The sequence below is a fragment of the Pengzhenrongella frigida genome (genome assembly GCF_004168625.1).
Taxonomy (GTDB): Bacteria; Actinomycetota; Actinomycetes; order Actinomycetales; family Cellulomonadaceae; genus Pengzhenrongella; species Pengzhenrongella frigida.
Window position 1 is genome coordinate 15486 of the sequence record NZ_SDWW01000021.1, and the last position, 15438, is coordinate 30923.

At 72.3% G+C, this 15438-nt stretch carries 15 protein-coding genes; 8 read left to right on the forward strand and 7 right to left on the reverse strand.

Features of this window, described 5'->3' with window-relative positions:
* Positions 1-46: 46 nt before the first annotated feature.
* From EUA98_RS09995 to rplI, 3 genes are all read left to right on the forward strand, one after another.
* Positions 47-604 carry a single-stranded DNA-binding protein gene (locus tag EUA98_RS09995; protein ID WP_130102541.1) on the forward strand — a complete coding sequence of 186 codons (558 nt, stop codon included), beginning with the start codon at positions 47-49 and terminating at the stop codon, positions 602-604.
* Positions 605-707: 103 nt separating this feature from the next.
* On the forward strand, positions 708-944 hold the full coding sequence (gene rpsR / locus EUA98_RS10000) for a 30S ribosomal protein S18 (protein WP_130102542.1): 237 nt from the start codon (positions 708-710) through the stop codon (positions 942-944).
* Positions 945-960: 16 nt separating this feature from the next.
* Positions 961-1413, forward strand: coding sequence for a 50S ribosomal protein L9 (rplI, locus tag EUA98_RS10005; protein ID WP_130102543.1), 453 nt, complete (start codon positions 961-963; stop codon positions 1411-1413).
* A gap of 213 nt (positions 1414-1626) precedes the next feature.
* On the opposite strand, the gene EUA98_RS10010 is transcribed toward rplI, so the two are convergent.
* Entirely contained in the window at positions 1627-2967 is a 1341-nt protein-coding gene (locus EUA98_RS10010) for an MATE family efflux transporter (RefSeq protein WP_130102544.1), read from the reverse strand.
* A gap of 296 nt (positions 2968-3263) precedes the next feature.
* Here EUA98_RS10010 and dnaB point away from each other — a divergent pair, with 296 nt between their 5' ends.
* The gene (gene dnaB, locus EUA98_RS10015; RefSeq protein ID WP_207219037.1) at positions 3264-4637 is read left to right on the forward strand and encodes a replicative DNA helicase; all 1374 of its coding nucleotides are present in this window, start codon (positions 3264-3266) and stop codon (positions 4635-4637) included.
* Positions 4637-5224 (forward strand): 1-acyl-sn-glycerol-3-phosphate acyltransferase, encoded by a 588-nt coding sequence (locus EUA98_RS10020; RefSeq protein ID WP_130102546.1) that lies wholly within the window; start codon positions 4637-4639, stop codon positions 5222-5224. Before dnaB ends, EUA98_RS10020 begins: the two co-directional genes overlap by 1 nt.
* Here the strand turns inward: EUA98_RS10020 and EUA98_RS10025 are convergent.
* Entirely contained in the window at positions 5221-6327 is a 1107-nt protein-coding gene (locus tag EUA98_RS10025; RefSeq protein ID WP_207219038.1) for an FAD-dependent oxidoreductase, read from the reverse strand. The genes EUA98_RS10020 and EUA98_RS10025 overlap by 4 nt on opposite strands.
* An 80-nt stretch (positions 6328-6407) precedes the next feature.
* Positions 6408-7859: a DHA2 family efflux MFS transporter permease subunit gene (locus tag EUA98_RS10030; protein WP_130102548.1), complete on the reverse strand. Its 1452-nt coding sequence runs from the start codon at positions 7857-7859 to the stop codon at positions 6408-6410.
* 146 nt (positions 7860-8005) lie between these two features.
* Between EUA98_RS10030 and EUA98_RS10035 the strand changes: the two genes are divergently transcribed.
* Positions 8006-9604 carry a phytoene desaturase family protein gene (locus tag EUA98_RS10035; protein WP_130102549.1) on the forward strand — a complete coding sequence of 533 codons (1599 nt, stop codon included), beginning with the start codon at positions 8006-8008 and terminating at the stop codon, positions 9602-9604.
* 115 nt (positions 9605-9719) lie between these two features.
* On the opposite strand, the gene EUA98_RS10040 is transcribed toward EUA98_RS10035, so the two are convergent.
* Together EUA98_RS10040 and EUA98_RS10045 are read right to left on the reverse strand one after the other, a co-directional pair.
* Complete coding sequence (locus EUA98_RS10040; RefSeq protein ID WP_130102550.1) at positions 9720-10268, reverse strand: dihydrofolate reductase family protein; 549 nt, start codon at positions 10266-10268, stop codon at positions 9720-9722.
* 68 nt (positions 10269-10336) lie between these two features.
* Positions 10337-10894: a GNAT family N-acetyltransferase gene (locus tag EUA98_RS10045; RefSeq protein ID WP_165372787.1), complete on the reverse strand. Its 558-nt coding sequence runs from the start codon at positions 10892-10894 to the stop codon at positions 10337-10339.
* A gap of 136 nt (positions 10895-11030) precedes the next feature.
* Between EUA98_RS10045 and EUA98_RS10050 the strand changes: the two genes are divergently transcribed.
* Both EUA98_RS10050 and EUA98_RS10055 read left to right on the forward strand, forming a co-directional pair.
* Entirely contained in the window at positions 11031-11573 is a 543-nt protein-coding gene (locus tag EUA98_RS10050; protein WP_130102552.1) for a Rieske (2Fe-2S) protein, read from the forward strand.
* On the forward strand, positions 11573-11992 hold the full coding sequence (locus EUA98_RS10055) for a hypothetical protein (protein WP_130102553.1): 420 nt from the start codon (positions 11573-11575) through the stop codon (positions 11990-11992). The genes EUA98_RS10050 and EUA98_RS10055 overlap by 1 nt, the downstream gene beginning before the upstream one ends.
* 7 nt (positions 11993-11999) lie before the next feature.
* Here the strand turns inward: EUA98_RS10055 and EUA98_RS10060 are convergent, their stop codons facing one another.
* Complete coding sequence (locus tag EUA98_RS10060; RefSeq protein ID WP_130102554.1) at positions 12000-14507, reverse strand: flippase-like domain-containing protein; 2508 nt, start codon at positions 14505-14507, stop codon at positions 12000-12002.
* Positions 14508-14568: 61 nt separating this feature from the next.
* On the reverse strand, positions 14569-15417 hold the full coding sequence (locus tag EUA98_RS10065; protein WP_130102555.1) for a CPBP family intramembrane glutamic endopeptidase: 849 nt from the start codon (positions 15415-15417) through the stop codon (positions 14569-14571).
* Positions 15418-15438: the final 21 nt, after the last annotated feature.

The following is a 15438-nucleotide window of genomic DNA, read 5'->3' on the forward strand; positions in this document are numbered from 1 at the left end:
GTCGTTCGCACAATCTGACTCTCAAGACGACAAACGAGGAGCTGGCATGGCTGGTGAGACCGTCATCACGGTAGTCGGGAACCTGACCGGGGACCCGGAGCTGCGCTTCACCCCGTCGGGTGCGGCCGTGGCCAACTTCACCGTGGCATCCACTCCGAGGACCTTCGACCGCCAGAGCAACGAGTTCAAGGACGGCGACACGCTGTTCATGCGTTGCTCGATCTGGCGTGAGGCTGCCGAGAACGTGGCCGAGTCCCTGACCAAGGGCACTCGCGTCATCGCCTCCGGCCGGCTCATCCAGCGCTCCTACGAGACCCGCGAGGGTGAGAAGCGCACGGTGGTCGAGCTGCAGGTCGACGAGATCGGCCCGTCGCTTCGTTATGCCAGCGCCAAGGTCACCCGCGCCCAGCGCAGCGGTGGCGGCGGTGGTGGCGGTTTCGGTGGCGGCGGCAACAGCGGTGGCAGTGGCGGGGGCAACAGTGGCGGCGGTGGATTCAGCGGTGGCAGCTCTCAGGGCGGCCACCAGCAGGACGACCCGTGGGCCACGTCGGGCCCCGGCAACTCGTCGTCGGGCAGCTCGCTCTCCGACGAACCGCCGTTCTGACTCGTCTGTCTTCCGTTAGTCAACCGGGCGCCGAGCCCGTTCACCACCCATCCCGGGGCATGGCAACGCCCCGGGCTCCGCATCACGACAAGGGAGCCCCACGATGGCCAAGGCCGTTGTACGCAAGCCCAAGAAGAAGCTGAACCCGCTCAAAGCGGCGAAGATCACCGTTATCGACTACAAGGACACGGCGCTGCTGCGCAAGTTCATCTCCGACCGCGGAAAGATCCGCGCTCGTCGGGTGACCGGCGTGACCGTCCAGGAACAGCGCGCGATCGCGCGTGCCGTCAAGAACGCTCGCGAGATGGCGCTCCTGCCGTACTCGTCGTCTGCACGCTGAGAAGGAGGTTGAACTCATGGCAAAGATCATCCTGACCCACGAGGTCACCGGTCTCGGTGCCCCGGGCGACGTCGTCGACGTGAAGGACGGGTACGCCCGGAACTTCCTCGTCCCCCGCGGCCTGGCTCACGCCTGGTCCAAGGGCGCCGAGAAGCAGATCACGTCGATCCGCAAGGCTCGCAAGGCCCGCGAGATCGAGTCGCTCGACGACGCGAAGGCCATTCGGGACTCGCTGCAGTCGAAGACCGTCTCCGTGACGGCCAAGGCCGGAAACGGCGGCCGCCTGTTCGGTGCCGTCACGACGTCCGAGATCGCCGACGCCGTCAAGGCGGCCGGTGGCCCCTCGGTCGACAAGCGCAAGGTCGAGGTCGGTCAGCCGATCAAGGCCCTGGGCGACTACACGGTCCAGGTTCGCCTGCACCCGGAGGTCACCGCGACCATCTCGATCACGGTCGTCGCCGCAGCCTGATCCACCAGCTCGTCCCGGTTCGCGCAAGCACCGGTCGCACGCCAGAAGGACCCGGCCCCCTCGGGGGGACCGGGTCCTTCTGACATCCACCCCCGGCCGATCCGGCAGATCTCGCCGAGTGCGGGCGTTCTGCTGCTCGGCAGGCCTCCGGACCAACCGAAGGCCCGCACTCGGCGCCTTTTGGGCGGGTGGGCGGGTGGGCGGGGGGTGGGGTCAGGTTCCCGTGAGCATCCAGGTGGTGGTGCGGGCGCGCAGGCCGGTGGTGACGGCTCGGGCCAGCATGAAGATGCCCGCGAAGGCGGCCCAGAGGTAGGCGAGGCCGGGCGCGCCGTCGGGGGCCCAGGCGCGGACCGCGAGGGCGACCGGCGCGTACGCGAGCAGGGTCAGCAGGCCGGTCGCTGCCAGGTACCGGCCGTCGCCGGCGCCGATCAGGACGCCGTCGAGCACGAAGACCCAGCCGGCCATCGGCAGGAAGACCGCCATCACGACCAGCGAGACCGCCACCGCTCGGCGCACGTCCGGGTCGGTGGTGAACAGCGGAGCGAGCCACCACCCGCTCACGGCCACCACGACCCCCAGGGCGGCGCCGGCCCCCACCCCCCAGGTGAGGGTGCGGCGCAGGACGGCGCGGGTCTGGCCGACGTCGGCCGCCCCGAGCGAGAACCCGACCAGCGCCTGCGCGGCGATGGCCAGCGCGTCGAGCGCGAACGCCGTCAGACCCCAGATCGAGTTCACGACCTGGTGACCGGCGAGGGCGACCTCCCCGAGTCCGGCCGCGACGAACACGGTGAGCAGGATCGCCAGCCGCAGCGACAGGGTTCGGACGAACAGGGGCGCACCGGCCCGCGCGCTGCCCCAGATCCCGCCCCGAGCCGGTCGCAGCGCCGCCCCCCGGGCGCGGGCTCCGCGCACGACGACGACGGTCAGCGCGGCCCCCATCCCGAGCTGGGCGAGGGCGGTGCCCAGGCCCGAGCCCGCGATGCCCATCCCGGCGCCGTACACGAGGGCGAGGTTGAGCACGGTGTTCACGATCGCGCCGCCGGCGGCCACCCACAGGGGCGTGCGGGTGTCTTGCAGGCCCCGCAGCGCGCCGGTGGCGGCGAGCACCACGAGCATGCCGGGCAGGCCCGGTGCCGACCACCGCAGGTAGGCGACGGCGTGCTCGGCGACCGCGGGCGTGGCCCCGAGCACCGTGACCGCCCAGGGGGCCGCCAGCCAGGCGGCCACGGCGAGGAGCAGCCCGAGCCCGGCTCCGAGCCACATCCCGTCCACCCCGAGGGTCAGGGCGCCGCGCGCGTCGCCCGCACCGATGCGCCGCGAGACCGCGGCCGTGGTCGCGTACGCGAGGAAGACGCAGAGCCCGACGAGCGTGACCAGGACGGTGGACGCGAGCGAGAGACCGGCGAGCTGCGCCGTGCCCAGGTGACCGACGATGGCCGAGTCGGCGAGCACGAACAGCGGTTCGGCGACGAGCGCGCCGAGGGCCGGGACGGCCAGTGCGAGGATCCGGGCATCCAGCGCGCGGACCCCCGGTCCACGCCTTGGATCGGCCACAACGAATCTCCTGTCCACAACCTGCTGCGAGTGTCGGTGCCGGTCACGCGGGGTATCGGTTGACAAACTGAACCTTGTACACAGGCTTGTCCACTACCTGTGCACAGCCGTCCGGTCTGTCGTCCACAGGTTGCCCACAGGTGGGCGCACAGGCCGCGTTGAAGTCCGACCCGCTGGAGCCTAACCTCGCGTAGGCGCAAATCCCGAAGTCAGGAATGTGGCTCGGGATCGTCCTGTCGGACCCTCCTGCTAGAACATCTGTACGACGAGGTATGACAAGGCAGGGGTGGGTCCGGGTGTCGATCGACGAGCTTGAGCAGGGGTACTCGACGGGCCCCGCACGGCCGAGCTTCGACCGGACCCCGCCGCAGGACATCGCCGCCGAGCAGAGCGTGCTCGGCGGGATGATGATCTCCAAGGACGCGATCGCCGACGTCGTGGAGCACCTGCGCGGCACCGACTTCTACCGGCCCGCCCACGAGGCCGTCTACGACGCGATCCTCGACCTCTACGGCAAGGGCGAGCCCGCCGACGCGGTCACGGTCTCGGCCGAGCTGACCAAGCGCGGCGAGATGGGCCGGATCGGCGGGGCGCCCTACCTGCACACGCTGATCTCGATGGTCCCGACCGCGGCCAACGCCGGGTACTACGCGAAGATCGTGCGGGAACGGGCCGTGCTCCGCCGGCTCGTCGAGGCGGGCACCCGCATCGTCCAGCTCGGGTACGCGACCGAGGGCGGGGACGTCGACGAGATCGTCAACAACGCCCAGGCCGAGGTGTACGCGGTCACCGAGCAGCGCACCTCGGAGGACTACCTCCGCCTCGGGGACGTGATCGGGGGCACGGTCGACGAGATCGAGGCAGCCGGTCATCGCGGCGACGGGATGGTCGGCGTGCCGACGGGGTTCGCGGACCTAGACCGGCTGACGAACGGGCTGCACCCCGGCCAGATGATCGTCCTGGCGGCACGCCCGGCAATTGGCAAGTCAACAATGGGTCTAGATATTGCAAGGTCTGCGTCAATAAAACACAATATGGCGTCGGTGATCTTCTCGCTCGAGATGAGTCGGAACGAGATCACGATGCGACTGCTCTCGGCGGAGGGCGGCATCCCGCTGCAGAAGATGCGCAACGGGACCATGGGCGACGGCGACTGGCAGAAGCTCGCCGGCACCATGGGACGCATCTCCGAGGCGCCGCTGTTCATCGACGACTCGCCGAACATGTCGCTGATGGAGATCCGGGCCAAGTGCCGCCGGCTCAAGCAGAAGCACGACCTCAAGCTCGTGATCATCGACTACCTGCAGCTGATGAGCTCCGGCAAGCGCGTCGAGTCCCGTCAGCAGGAGGTCTCGGAGTTCTCCCGCGCGCTCAAGCTCCTCGCGAAGGAGCTCGAGGTCCCGGTCATCGCGATCAGCCAGCTGAACCGTGGCGCCGAGCAGCGCACGGACAAGAAGCCCGCGATGAGCGACCTGCGCGAGTCGGGCAGCATCGAGCAGGACGCCGACATCGTGATGCTGCTGCACCGCGAGGATGCCTACGAGCGCGAGAGCCCCCGAGCAGGAGAGGCCGACCTGATCGTGGCCAAGCACCGAAACGGCCCCACCGACGTCATCACGGTGGCCTTCCAGGGTCACCTGTCCCGCTTCGTCGACATGCAGAGCAACTGATGATCCGTAGCCAGCTCGCACGCCTGTACTTCGCCGTCAGCCGCTGGAACCTGCGGCTCGAACCGCTCCCGGAGGAGGGGGTCGGGCTCCTCATCGGGGCCCCGCACACCTCCAACTGGGACTTCATCCTCATGCTCGCCATCACCTGGCGGGCCGGGGTCTCGGCGAAGTTCCTCGGCAAGCACACGCTGTTCACGGGGCCGGCGGGTCCCCTGATGCGCGCGCTCGGCGGCATCCCGGTGGACCGGGCAAATCCGCGCGGCCTGGTCGAGGACATCGTGGCGCGGGCGGCCGCGGGGGAGAAGTTCTACCTCGTGGTGACCCCCGAGGGCACGCGCAGCAAGGTGAAGTTCTGGAAGTCGGGCTTCTACCGCATCGCGATCGACACCGGCCTGCCGGTCACCCTGGGGTACGTCGACCGGACCACGATGACGACCGGGCTCGGGGTCACGCTGCACCTCACCGGAGACGTGCGCGCGGACATGGACCGGATCCGGGAGTTCTACGCCGACAAGGCCGGGTTCAAGCCGCAGTACCGCACCGAGCCGCGCCTGCCGCACGAGGACTCCCGCCCGAACATGGACTAGGTGGACCAGACCCCGAACAGCTCCGCGAACGCGCCGCTGAACAGGTCGGCACCCTTCATCGCGCTCGTCTCGGCCGGGCCGAGGATCCGGCGGGTGCCGTCCGCGTCGACGAGCTGCGACGCGCCGCCGTCGGGCCCCAGGGGCAGCACGATGAGCTCGGGTGCGGCCGCGTAGGTCGCCGTCGGCTCCCGCCCCTCGATCAGGGCGCGGATGTTGGCCGCGACGACCTTCGCGTGGGCCTGCGCGGCCGACGCGCGCTTGGTCTCCCTGATGTCGGTGATGTCACCGACGGCGAAGACGCGATCGAAGCCCAGGACGGTGAGCCGGGTGGTGACCGCGACCTCGCCGTCCCAGCCGCGCGCGACCCGCAGCTCGCTGCCGAGGTAGTCGGTGGCGGGCAGGTTCCCGTAGCAGCGGAACCAGATCTGGGCCTCGATCGATCGCCCGGCGGCCGTCTCGACCGTGAACGGTCCGAAGACGCCGACGTCGTGCGGCGGCAGCGAACCGAGCGGCGCACCGAACTCGAAGACCACGCCGCGCGCTTCGAGCTGGGAGCGGACCGACGCGCGGAGCTCGGGGGAGTAGTCACCCGTGGTCAGCACGTCGTCGGCCTGGTCCACGATGGTGATGGCGAGCGCGGGGAAGGCTGCCAGCAGCTCCCCGGCGAGCTCGAGGCCGACGGGTCCCGCTCCGACCAGCAGCGCGCGGTCCGCGGCCCCCAGCGCCTCGCGCATCCGGGCCAGCCGTGCGCGGGCGACCCAGGCGTCGGACTCGACGAACTTCGCGGGGAACGGATAGGCGGTGCCTGTGGCCAGGACCAGGTAGTCGGCGGTGATCGACCGGTCGGCGGAGAACTTCACCTCGGTGGGACTGACCAGCTGCGCGTACTCGTGGATCACCCGGCCACGGGCCAGCAGCCGGTCGTACGGGAAGAAGATCCGGTCCTCCCAGGTGGCGTCGACCGCGGCCCGGAGCGCGCCCACCGCATGCACGAAGGCGTCCTTCGGCTCGACGAGGACGACGTCGGCGACGTCATCGAGCGCCTTCGCGACGGCGATCCCGCCGTACCCGCCGCCGATGACGACCACTGTGGGCATGACCATGAGCGTTCCTCCCCTTGACCGAGGCCCCCATCCTCACACCCGATGCGTGGTCGAGACGTTGCCGGGCGAGGTGGCGAGCGTCACGCTCCGGCTGGGCCCGCCGGGCCCGCCGGGTCGGCCGCACCGGGCTCCCCGGCCGGGCGAGCGGCGGCCAGGCTGGACGGGATCGTTCCCAGCGCGAGCAGGCCGCCGGCGACGAGCAGCCCGGCGCAGATCAGCATCGACGTGCGGTTGGCCGGGCCCAGGGTCGCGGGGTCGATCAGGCTGGTCCCGACGCCGGCGGCCAGGGGCAGGACCGCGACCGCCATCAGCCCGGCTGCGCGCGCGACGGCGTTGTTCACCCCGCTCGCGACGCCCGCGTGCCGATCGGCGGCGGAGGTGAGCGCTGTCACCGTCAGCGGCGCGACGGTGAGGGACAGGCCGAGCCCGAACACGACGATCCCCGGGAGCACGCCGGTCAGGTAGGTCGAACCGGCGTCGATCCCGGCGAGCAGGACGGCGCCGCCGGCGCAGATCAGCGGTCCGACTGCCATCGGGACCCGCGGTCCGATCCGCTGCGCCAGCCCGCCGGCCCGTGCGGACAGCACGAGCATGAGGGCGGTCACGGGCAGCGGGGCGAGACCGGCGGCGAGCGGCGAGAAGCCCACGACGACCTGCAGGGTGATGACGAGGAAGAAGAACAGCCCGCCGATCGCGCCGTAGACGAGGAACGTCACGACGTTGGTCGCGGAGAACACGCGCGAGGCGAAGATCCGCAGCGGGAGCATCGGATGCGACGAGCGGGCCTCGACGACGACGAAGCCGATCATCGCGGCCGCGCCGACCGCGAGGGTGCCGAGCACGAGCGCGTCGGCACCGCGCTCGGGCCAGGCCGTGAAGCCGTAGGTCACGCACGCCAGGCCCAGCGCGCCGGTGAGCGAGCCGGCCACGTCGATCCGGCGGGAGGCATCTGGATCGGCGGACTCGGGGACGTGGCGCAGGGCGACGACGACCACGGCCAGCGCGATCGGCAGGTTGATGAGGAACACGAGCCGCCAGCTCGCGACCCCCACCAGCCAGCCACCGAGGAACGGTCCGGCCGCACCCGCGATCCCGCCGAGTCCCGACCAGGCCCCGATCGCGCGCGACCGGTCGCCCGGGTCGAACGCCGACTGCAGGATCGCGAGGGAGCCGGGGACGAGCAGGGCCCCGCCGACCCCTTGCAGCGCCCGGGCGACGATCAGGGCGTTCACGTTCGGCGCGAGGCCGCACAACAACGACGCCACCGCGAACCACGTGACCCCGATGACGAACACCCGACGTCGACCGAACCGGTCACCGAGCGACCCGCCGAGCAGGATGAAGGCCGCCAGCGGGAGCGCGTACCCGTTGACGGTCCATTGCAGGGAGGCCGCGTCGGCGGCGAACTCGGCGCCGATGCTCGGCAGGGCGATGTTGACGACCGTGCCGTCGATGAAGGCCATCCCGGACCCCAGCACCGTCGCGAGCAGCACCCAGCGGCCGGCGGGCGCGCCATAGCGGACGAGCGACATGCCCGCCATTGTGCTCCCGGGGGCCCCAGCGCTCCCGGGGACCCGCTCTCCCAGGGAACCGCGCCGCCGGCTGCGGTGACCGCGCGGTTGCGCCGCTGCGGCCGCCGGTGCGACGGTGAGCGCCGACCACGGGAGAGGGAGCGCTCATGAGCCCACGCACGGTGGACGCCGTCGTGATCGGGGCGGGCCCGAACGGCCTGGTCGCCGCGAACGCCCTGGCCGACGCCGGTTGGGAGGTGCTGCTCCTCGAGGCGGCCGACGACGTCGGCGGTGCGGTCCGCAGTGCGCAGGTCACCGCGCCCGGGTTCACGACGGACCTGTTCAGCGCCTTCTACCCGCTGGCCGCGGCCTCGCCGCTGATGCGCGACCTCGACCTCGGCGCGCACGGGCTGACCTGGGTGCGCGCGCCGGACGTCCTCGCGCACGCCCTCGACGACGGGCGCGCGGCGCTCCTGACCCCCGACCCCGCCCGGACGGCTGCCGGCCTGGACGCCTTCGCGGCCGGCGACGGCGACGCCTGGCTGGCGATGGTCGCGGACTGGGACCGCATCCGCGACCCGCTGCTCGACGCGCTGTTCTCCCCGTTCCCGCCGGTCGCCGCGGCGACCCGCCTGCTGCGTCGGACCGGGGTGGCCGGCGGCCTGGAGCTCGCCCGGCTCGCCGTCCTGCCCGTGCGCCGGCTCGCCGAGGAGCAGTTCCGCGGCGAGGGCGCCGCGCTGCTCCTCACGGGCAACGCCATGCACAGCGACCTCCCGCCGGACGCCGCCGGCAGCGGCCTGTTCGGCTGGCTGCTCGCGATGCTGGCGCAGGACGTGGGCTTCCCCGTCCCGCGCGGCGGGGCCGGCCGGCTGGCGGACGCGCTCACGCACCGATTCATCGCCGCGGGCGGCGCGGTGCGCACGGGGGCGCGGGTGGAGTCGGTGGTGGTGTCCGGTGGCCGGGCCGTCGGGGTCCGGATCGCCGGCGGCGACGTGGTCGTGGCGCGGCACGCGGTGCTCGCGGACGTCGCCGCGCCGGCGCTCTACCGCGACCTGGTCGGGCTCGACCGCCTGCCCGCGCGCCTGCGCCGTGACCTCGCCCGGTTCCAGTGGGACCACGCGACCCTCAAGGTGAACTGGGCGTTGGACCGGCCGGTGCCGTGGACCGCGCGCGAGGTCCGGGGTGCGGGGACGGTCCATCTCGGCACCGACGTCGACGGTTTCGTCGACACCGCCGCCGATCTGGCCGTCGGACGGGTGCCGCGGCGACCGTTCCTGCTGCTCGGCCAGATGACGACCACCGACCCGACGCGGTCGCCGGCCGGCACCGAGTCCGTGTGGGCATACACGCACCTGCCGCACCGTGAGGCGTGGTCTGCCGCCGACCTCGAGGCCCAGGTCGAGCGCATGGAGGCGGCGGTCGAACGGGTCGCACCCGGCTTTCGCGACGCCGCGATCGCCCGGCACGTCCAGTCGCCGGGCGACTTCGAGGCGGCGAACGCGAACCTGGTCGGCGGGGCGATCAACGGCGGCTCCGCGGCGCTCCACCAGCAGCTGTTCTTCCGGCCGACTCCCCGCCTCGGGCGGTCAGGGACGCCGCTGGAGGGGCCGTATCTGGCGAGCGCGTCCGCTCACCCCGGCGGTGGGGTGCACGGCGCGGCCGGGTGGAACGCGGCCCGGGCCGCGCTCGGCGGGGCCGGTCGGTTCGGCGGCGCCCGACGCCGGCTCACCCGGACCGCCTGGGGGCGGCTGCTGGGCGAGCGTTGACGGGTGAAGTCAGGCGAGATCGCACGCTGAGATAGTGCTTCTGTGCCGAGACCGTCAGTTTCAACGGACTATCTCGGCGCAGATGGACGATTTCGACCTTTGTGTTGCCGATGGGTCAGCGGCGCGGGCCGTAGACGGCGATGGTGTTGCCTTTGCTCGTCGTGCTCGAGTCGAGCAGGGTCAGGCGGGTCTGGGGGTCGCCCGGCTCGAAGAGCCGCCGACCGGATCCCGCGACCACGGGGTGCGTGGTGAGGGTCAGTGCGTCGAGGAGGCCGGCGAAGAGCAGCTGTCGCACCACGGAGATGCTGCCGTTCACGGCGATGTCCCCGCCGTCGTCGTTCCGCATCGCCGCGATCGTCGTGAGGAGGTCGCCCTCCAGGAGTCGGGCGTTCTGCCACTCCAGGTCGCCCGTCAGCGTGCGGGAGACGACCAGCTTCTCCACGGGGTTGATGAACGCCGCGAACGGGTCGTCGTCGGCCGCGTTCGGCCAGTACGAAGCCCACTCCTGATAGCTCACCCGGCCGAGCAGCACGGTGCCGACCTTCGCGATCGCGGCACCCATCGCCTGGCCGAGCTCGTCGTCGAACTGGTCGAACTGCCAGAGGTTGGGCGACTCCACCACGCCGTCGACGGAGTGGAAGAGGTGGGCGGTGACGGTGCGCATGGGCTTGCTCCTTCGGATCGGCAGACGACACCTTCACCGTAGGGGAACGCAGCGCCGAGGCGCCCGGCTCAGTCCGTCGCGAGCTTGCTGTAGATCACCAGGTCGATGCGCTCGTGGTTGCGGCCGGGAGCGGCGCTGCGCAGCAGGCCCTCCTGCAGGAAGCCGATCCGCTCGGCGACCCGACGTGACCCGGCGTTGCCCTCTGCCGCGAGCAGCTCGACGCGCGCGAAGCCGACGTCGCGCAGCGCCCACTCGGTGACCGCCGCGGCGGCGCGAACCGCAACCCCCCGGCGTCGGGCGTCGGGCGCGACCCAGTAGCCGACCTCCGCGACGGACTGCAGCGGTGCCATTCGGACGAGCCCGAAGGATCCCACCAGGGTCCCGGCCGGGTCGGTGACGGCGAAGTTGACCGCGGTCTTGTGGGTCCACGCATCCGCGCTCATCGGTCCGACGTAGCTCTCGGCATGCTTGAGCTCGTACGGGAACGGGATGGTCGTCCAGCGCACGATCTCGGGATCTTGGCAGGCGGCGAAGACGGCGTCGGCGTCGGTCTCGCGCCAGGGCCGCAGGATCAGGCCGTCGGCCGCGAGGGTGGGCTGGTTCGCGGGCCACTTGAGAGGGGTCACGGGCCCGACCCTATGCTTTCCGGCCCCCGTTTTGGACCCGGGTGACCTAGGTTGATTCTCTCGACCCTCGCCCACGCGAGCGCGGGCGCGGGGACAGCGGGTTGCACGACACCGGCGACGAGCGGGGAGAGGCACCATGAGGGAGCTCGACGTGCACCATCACACCGGCACCACCGCCTGCGCGGGGACCTGCGCAGGCTCCCGGAGCTGCGCCGAACCACCGGCTTCGCGAGGCTCGGCCGACGCCGGACTCAGCCGCCGGGCCGTGCTGCGCGGGGTCGGCGCGGCCACGCTCGGCGTCGCCGCCGTGGGAGTGCTCGCGGCCTGCGGTGCCGACAGCGCGCAGACACCTGCCGCCTCGGGCGGGACGTCTGGTGGCGACCTGCCCGACGGCGTGCTGGCGATGGTCGCCGACATCCCGGTCGGTGGGGCGATCTCGGCGACCGGCGCCGACGGCAAGCCGATCATCCTGTCGCAGCCGACGGCCGGCACCGTCGTCGGGCTGTCCGCGGTGTGCACCCACCAAGGCTGCACGGTCGCACCCGACGGTGCCGAGCTGGTGTGCCCCTGCCACGGGTCGGTCTTCACCGCGGCCGACGGCGCGAACGTGTCCGGCCCGGCAAAGACCCCGCTGCCCGCGGTCGCGGTCACGGTCGAGAACGGTGAGGTCCGGGCCTGATGTCGCAGCCACCGCGTCCCCCCGAGCGTCCCCGCATCGGCCCGGGGAGCCTGGCCCACCTGCTGCGCGCGCTCACGGCGGCGTCGGTGCTGCTCTCGGCCGTCGCGCACCTGTTCCTGTGGGCGGACGGGATGAGCGCCGTCGACGTCGTGGGGCCCGCGTTCCTCGTCAACGCGGTCGGCGGGATCGTGCTCGCCGTCTTCGTGCTCGCCTGGTACAGCCCGCTGCCGTTGCTCGGTTCGATCGCGTTCGGTGCCGGGACGCTGGCCGCGTTCGTCGTGTCGACCACGCCGGGCGGGTTCTTCGGGGTGCACGAGACCTGGAGCGGGACGCCCCAGCTGCTCTCGGCCGCGGCAGAGATCGGCGCGATCGTGTTCGCCGTGCTGGCGCTCGTCGTGGAACGTCGACGGTCGACCTGACGGACGGCTACATCTCGCCCTTGCGCTGCAGGTAGCGCATCGCGATCCAGCCGATCGGGATGCGCAGCCAGTAGGTCAGGACGCGGAACAGGATCGCCACCGACGCCGCGACACCGGGGTTGATCCCGGTCGCGGTGAGGCCACCGATCAGGGCCAGCTCGACCGTGCCGATACCGCCGGGGGTGGGGACAGCCGCTCCGGCGGCGTTGCCGACGAGGTAGACGAGCGCGACCTGGACGAGGGTGAGCTCCTGGCCGAACGCGGCCAGGCACGCGTCGAACGCGAGCACGTAGCCCATCGTCATGACGATGTTCCCGCCGATCGCGAGCGCGACCTTGCCGGGCTGGCCGACGACCTCGATCAGGCGGGGCCAGATCTGGCGCAGGGTCGGCATGGTGTGCTGGACGACCCACCCGCGCACCGCCGGGACGAGCAAGGAGGCCGCGACCAGGCCGGCGATCACGCCGATCGCGATCAGCATCGCCGTGCTGGGGGTGAACCGGGCGGCGTCGTTGCGGCCGGACGCGATCGACAAGATCAGCACCAGGGCGATCGTCACCAGGAACTGCGAGACCTGCACGAGGGCGACCGTGGCCACGGCGAGCGACGCGCTCACCCCGCGGCGGGTGAGCATGCGCAGGTTGAGCGCGGCCGGACCGATCCCCGCCGGTGCCGCCAGCGCGACGAACGCCCCGACCGCCTGGACGAGCGTCGCGCGCCACAGCCCGAGCTTGACCGGGGAGAACGAGACGAACGCGAGGGCGGCGCCGACGAAGGTGACCAGGCCGAGCAGGAACGCGACAACGCTCCAGCGCCAGTCGCTGGTCGCCAGCGCCACCCCGATCTGTTCGACGTTGACCCGGGTGACCACGATGATCACCGCGGCGATCGGCAGCAGCACGGTGAGGATGGTGCGCGCCCCGAACCGCACGAGCTGTTCGGGCTCGACGTCGGCCGCCGGGAGGTGCTCGACGAGGGCGGAGCGCAGCTCGGCCAGGACCTCCTTGTGCTCGCGCATCTCCTCGCGGGTGCGCCGGGGGAGCGCCACCGTCTGCAGCAGCGGCCCGATGGCGGCGATGTCCTCAACCGGCAGGACGGCGGTCGCGGACTCCAGCGCCCGGGTCGAGCCGACCCGGACCGCGAGCAGGGCGACCATCTGCGTCAGGTCCATCCGGCGGGCGAGCTCGGAGGACGCCACGTCACCCGACTCCCAGCCGGTCAGCCAGACCAACGGCTGGTCCAGCAGGTGCTCGACCAGCACGGTGTCCGAGGTCAGGGCCCGGTGCGCGATCCCGGCGTCGTGCGCGAGGCCTAGCTGGGCCCAGATCCCCTGCAGCAGCTCATCGGTCAACCGCTCCGAGGGCAGGTCGCGCAGGGGGACCGCCTCGCCCGGATGGCCCTGGACCAGCAGCATCGAGTCCTCGGCCTCGGCCACCGCGAGCAGCTGCGGGGTGCGGACCCCGGCGGCGGCCACGGCGTACTCGAGGAGCGCGGCACGTTCGGCCGCCTGGCGCAGCGAGACGAACGAGCGGCCCTCGATGCCGCGAAGCCGCAGCGACCGCCACAGCCGCGACAGCGCGCCCACGACCTGCCGGTCGCCGTCGAGCACGACGACGCACCGGTGCTCGTCCTCGGCCGTGGTCAGCTCGTAGACCCGGTTGTCCGAGTTGCGCGCCATCGCCAGCGCCGCGGCGCGGGGCTTGAGCGGGCCGTCGGGGTCGGTCGTCGTGGGGAGGGGTGCGTCGTCGGGGCCGACCCGGACCAGGCGCACCGGGGCGAAGCCCGCGCGCCGGATGCCGTCGACCAGGGCGGAGCCGTAGGCGCGCTCGGACTGGACGCCCGAGAGGTACCGCACGCCCAGGCCGGCGACCCGGCCGATCAGCAGGGCCACCGCAGCGCCCGGGAGGGAGACCTGGCCGGTGATCAGCACGGTGCCGAGGGTGAACCACAGCAGGTTCCACGACCAGGCCACGGTGCGACGTCGGGCCCGGGACCCGGCCGTGGTGAGCACGCCGGCGAGCGTGGCGAGCGAGGCCGGGATCGACAGCAGCCACTCGCCGCGGCGGTACACGGACAGCCCGCGCACGAGGTCGTCGGAGCCGAAGGACTGGACGGCCCAGTACGTCAGGCCGCACAGCAGCAGGGCGATGAGGCCGGCGGCGATGACCTCGAGGATCTGTCGCCCGAGCCGCCGGGCGGCGAGCTCGGCGATCACGGCGACCGGGGCGATGATCGTGATGAGGCCCTCGAGCACGGCCACGGGGAACACGAGCAGCTGGCCCAGCAGGGAGTTGAAGGTCTGGACGTCTTCCGCGACGCCGGCGGTCGTGGCGTGCGCGTACACGGCGAGCAGCATCACACCGGCGACGCTCAGCGCGGACAGGACGAGCCCGAGCAGGTCGCTGGGGTGATGCACGCGCGCGGTCGGGGTGTCGATGATCTGCACGCCGTGCGACGGCCCGAGCCGCGGCCCCGGCGCGAGACCGCGTCGGGCAGGGGTGAGCGGCACGGACATGGGGGCGAGTCTAGGTCGGTGACCGCCCGCGAGCAGGTCAACCCACCCGTCGCCGCGGGACCTAACTCAGCCCGAGGGCGGTGCGCCATTCGGCCGGAATCAGCGCATAGCCGACGAACGCGACGATGTCGAGGACGGTGTGCGCGATGACGAGCGGCATCACGCGCCGTCTGCGTCGGTAGTACTCGGCGAACACGACGCCCATCACGGCGTTCCCGATGAACGGGCCGATGCCCTGGTAGAGGTGGTACGACCCGCGCAGCAGTGCGCTGGTGAGCACGATCACGACGGGGGACCAGCGCAGCTCGCGCAGCCGCTCCATCAGGTAGCCGACGGCGATCACCTCTTCGACCAGCGCGTTCTGCAGCGCCGCGAGGATCAGCACCGGGACGGTCCACCACACGGAGTTGAGCGCCGAGGCCTGCACCTCGACCGTCCAGCCGACCGCGCGGCCGACGGCGTACAGCGCCAGGCCCGGGATCCCGATCGCCGCGGCCAGTCCCATGCCGATGCCGAGGTCCCGGCCGGGGCGGGTGCCGTCCAGGCCGATGCGGCGCACCGCGCTGCGCCCGTTCGCGGAGAGCAGGTACAGCGCGAGCGCCACCGGCACGAGCGCGAAGCCGATGCTCAACAGCTGGTAGGTGAGGTCCAGGTAGGGGCGCGGGGACCGGCTCGGGTTGAGCGTGGTCGACTGGTCCGCCAGCGGCGCGCCCTCGGTCAGGCGCGCGACGATGTTGACCAGGGCGTAGACGCCGGACCGGCCGAGCGAGAGGCCGAGCACGATCCAGACCTCGGCGCCCAGCCGCCGTCGGACGGCGGCCGGGCTCGGGGGCGGCGCTGTTCCCGTGGTGGCGCCGCGGGGCGGCGTCGCGCTGGTGGTGGCCGCGGGGGCTGCGGGCTCGTCGACCATGGGCACAACCTAAGCCCGGCG

What these genes read in the sequence shown, in the direction of transcription:
- rpsR (WP_130102542.1), top strand. Translation starts at nt 708, where the DNA reads ATGGCCAAGGCCGTTGTACGCAAGCCCAAGAAGAAGCTGAACCCGCTC.
- rplI (WP_130102543.1), top strand. Translation starts at nt 961, where the DNA reads ATGGCAAAGATCATCCTGACCCACGAGGTCACCGGTCTCGGTGCCCCG.
- EUA98_RS10055 (WP_130102553.1), top strand. Translation starts at nt 11,573, where the DNA reads ATGTCGCAGCCACCGCGTCCCCCCGAGCGTCCCCGCATCGGCCCGGGG.
- EUA98_RS10065 (WP_130102555.1), bottom strand. Translation starts at nt 15,417, where the DNA reads ATGGTCGACGAGCCCGCAGCCCCCGCGGCCACCACCAGCGCGACGCCG.
- EUA98_RS09995 (WP_130102541.1), top strand. Translation starts at nt 47, where the DNA reads ATGGCTGGTGAGACCGTCATCACGGTAGTCGGGAACCTGACCGGGGAC.
- EUA98_RS10020 (WP_130102546.1), top strand. Translation starts at nt 4,637, where the DNA reads ATGATCCGTAGCCAGCTCGCACGCCTGTACTTCGCCGTCAGCCGCTGG.
- EUA98_RS10040 (WP_130102550.1), bottom strand. Translation starts at nt 10,268, where the DNA reads ATGCGCACCGTCACCGCCCACCTCTTCCACTCCGTCGACGGCGTGGTG.
- EUA98_RS10030 (WP_130102548.1), bottom strand. Translation starts at nt 7,859, where the DNA reads ATGTCGCTCGTCCGCTATGGCGCGCCCGCCGGCCGCTGGGTGCTGCTC.
- EUA98_RS10050 (WP_130102552.1), top strand. Translation starts at nt 11,031, where the DNA reads ATGAGGGAGCTCGACGTGCACCATCACACCGGCACCACCGCCTGCGCG.
- EUA98_RS10060 (WP_130102554.1), bottom strand. Translation starts at nt 14,507, where the DNA reads ATGTCCGTGCCGCTCACCCCTGCCCGACGCGGTCTCGCGCCGGGGCCG.
- EUA98_RS10025 (WP_207219038.1), bottom strand. Translation starts at nt 6,327, where the DNA reads ATGGTCATGCCCACAGTGGTCGTCATCGGCGGCGGGTACGGCGGGATC.
- EUA98_RS10035 (WP_130102549.1), top strand. Translation starts at nt 8,006, where the DNA reads ATGAGCCCACGCACGGTGGACGCCGTCGTGATCGGGGCGGGCCCGAAC.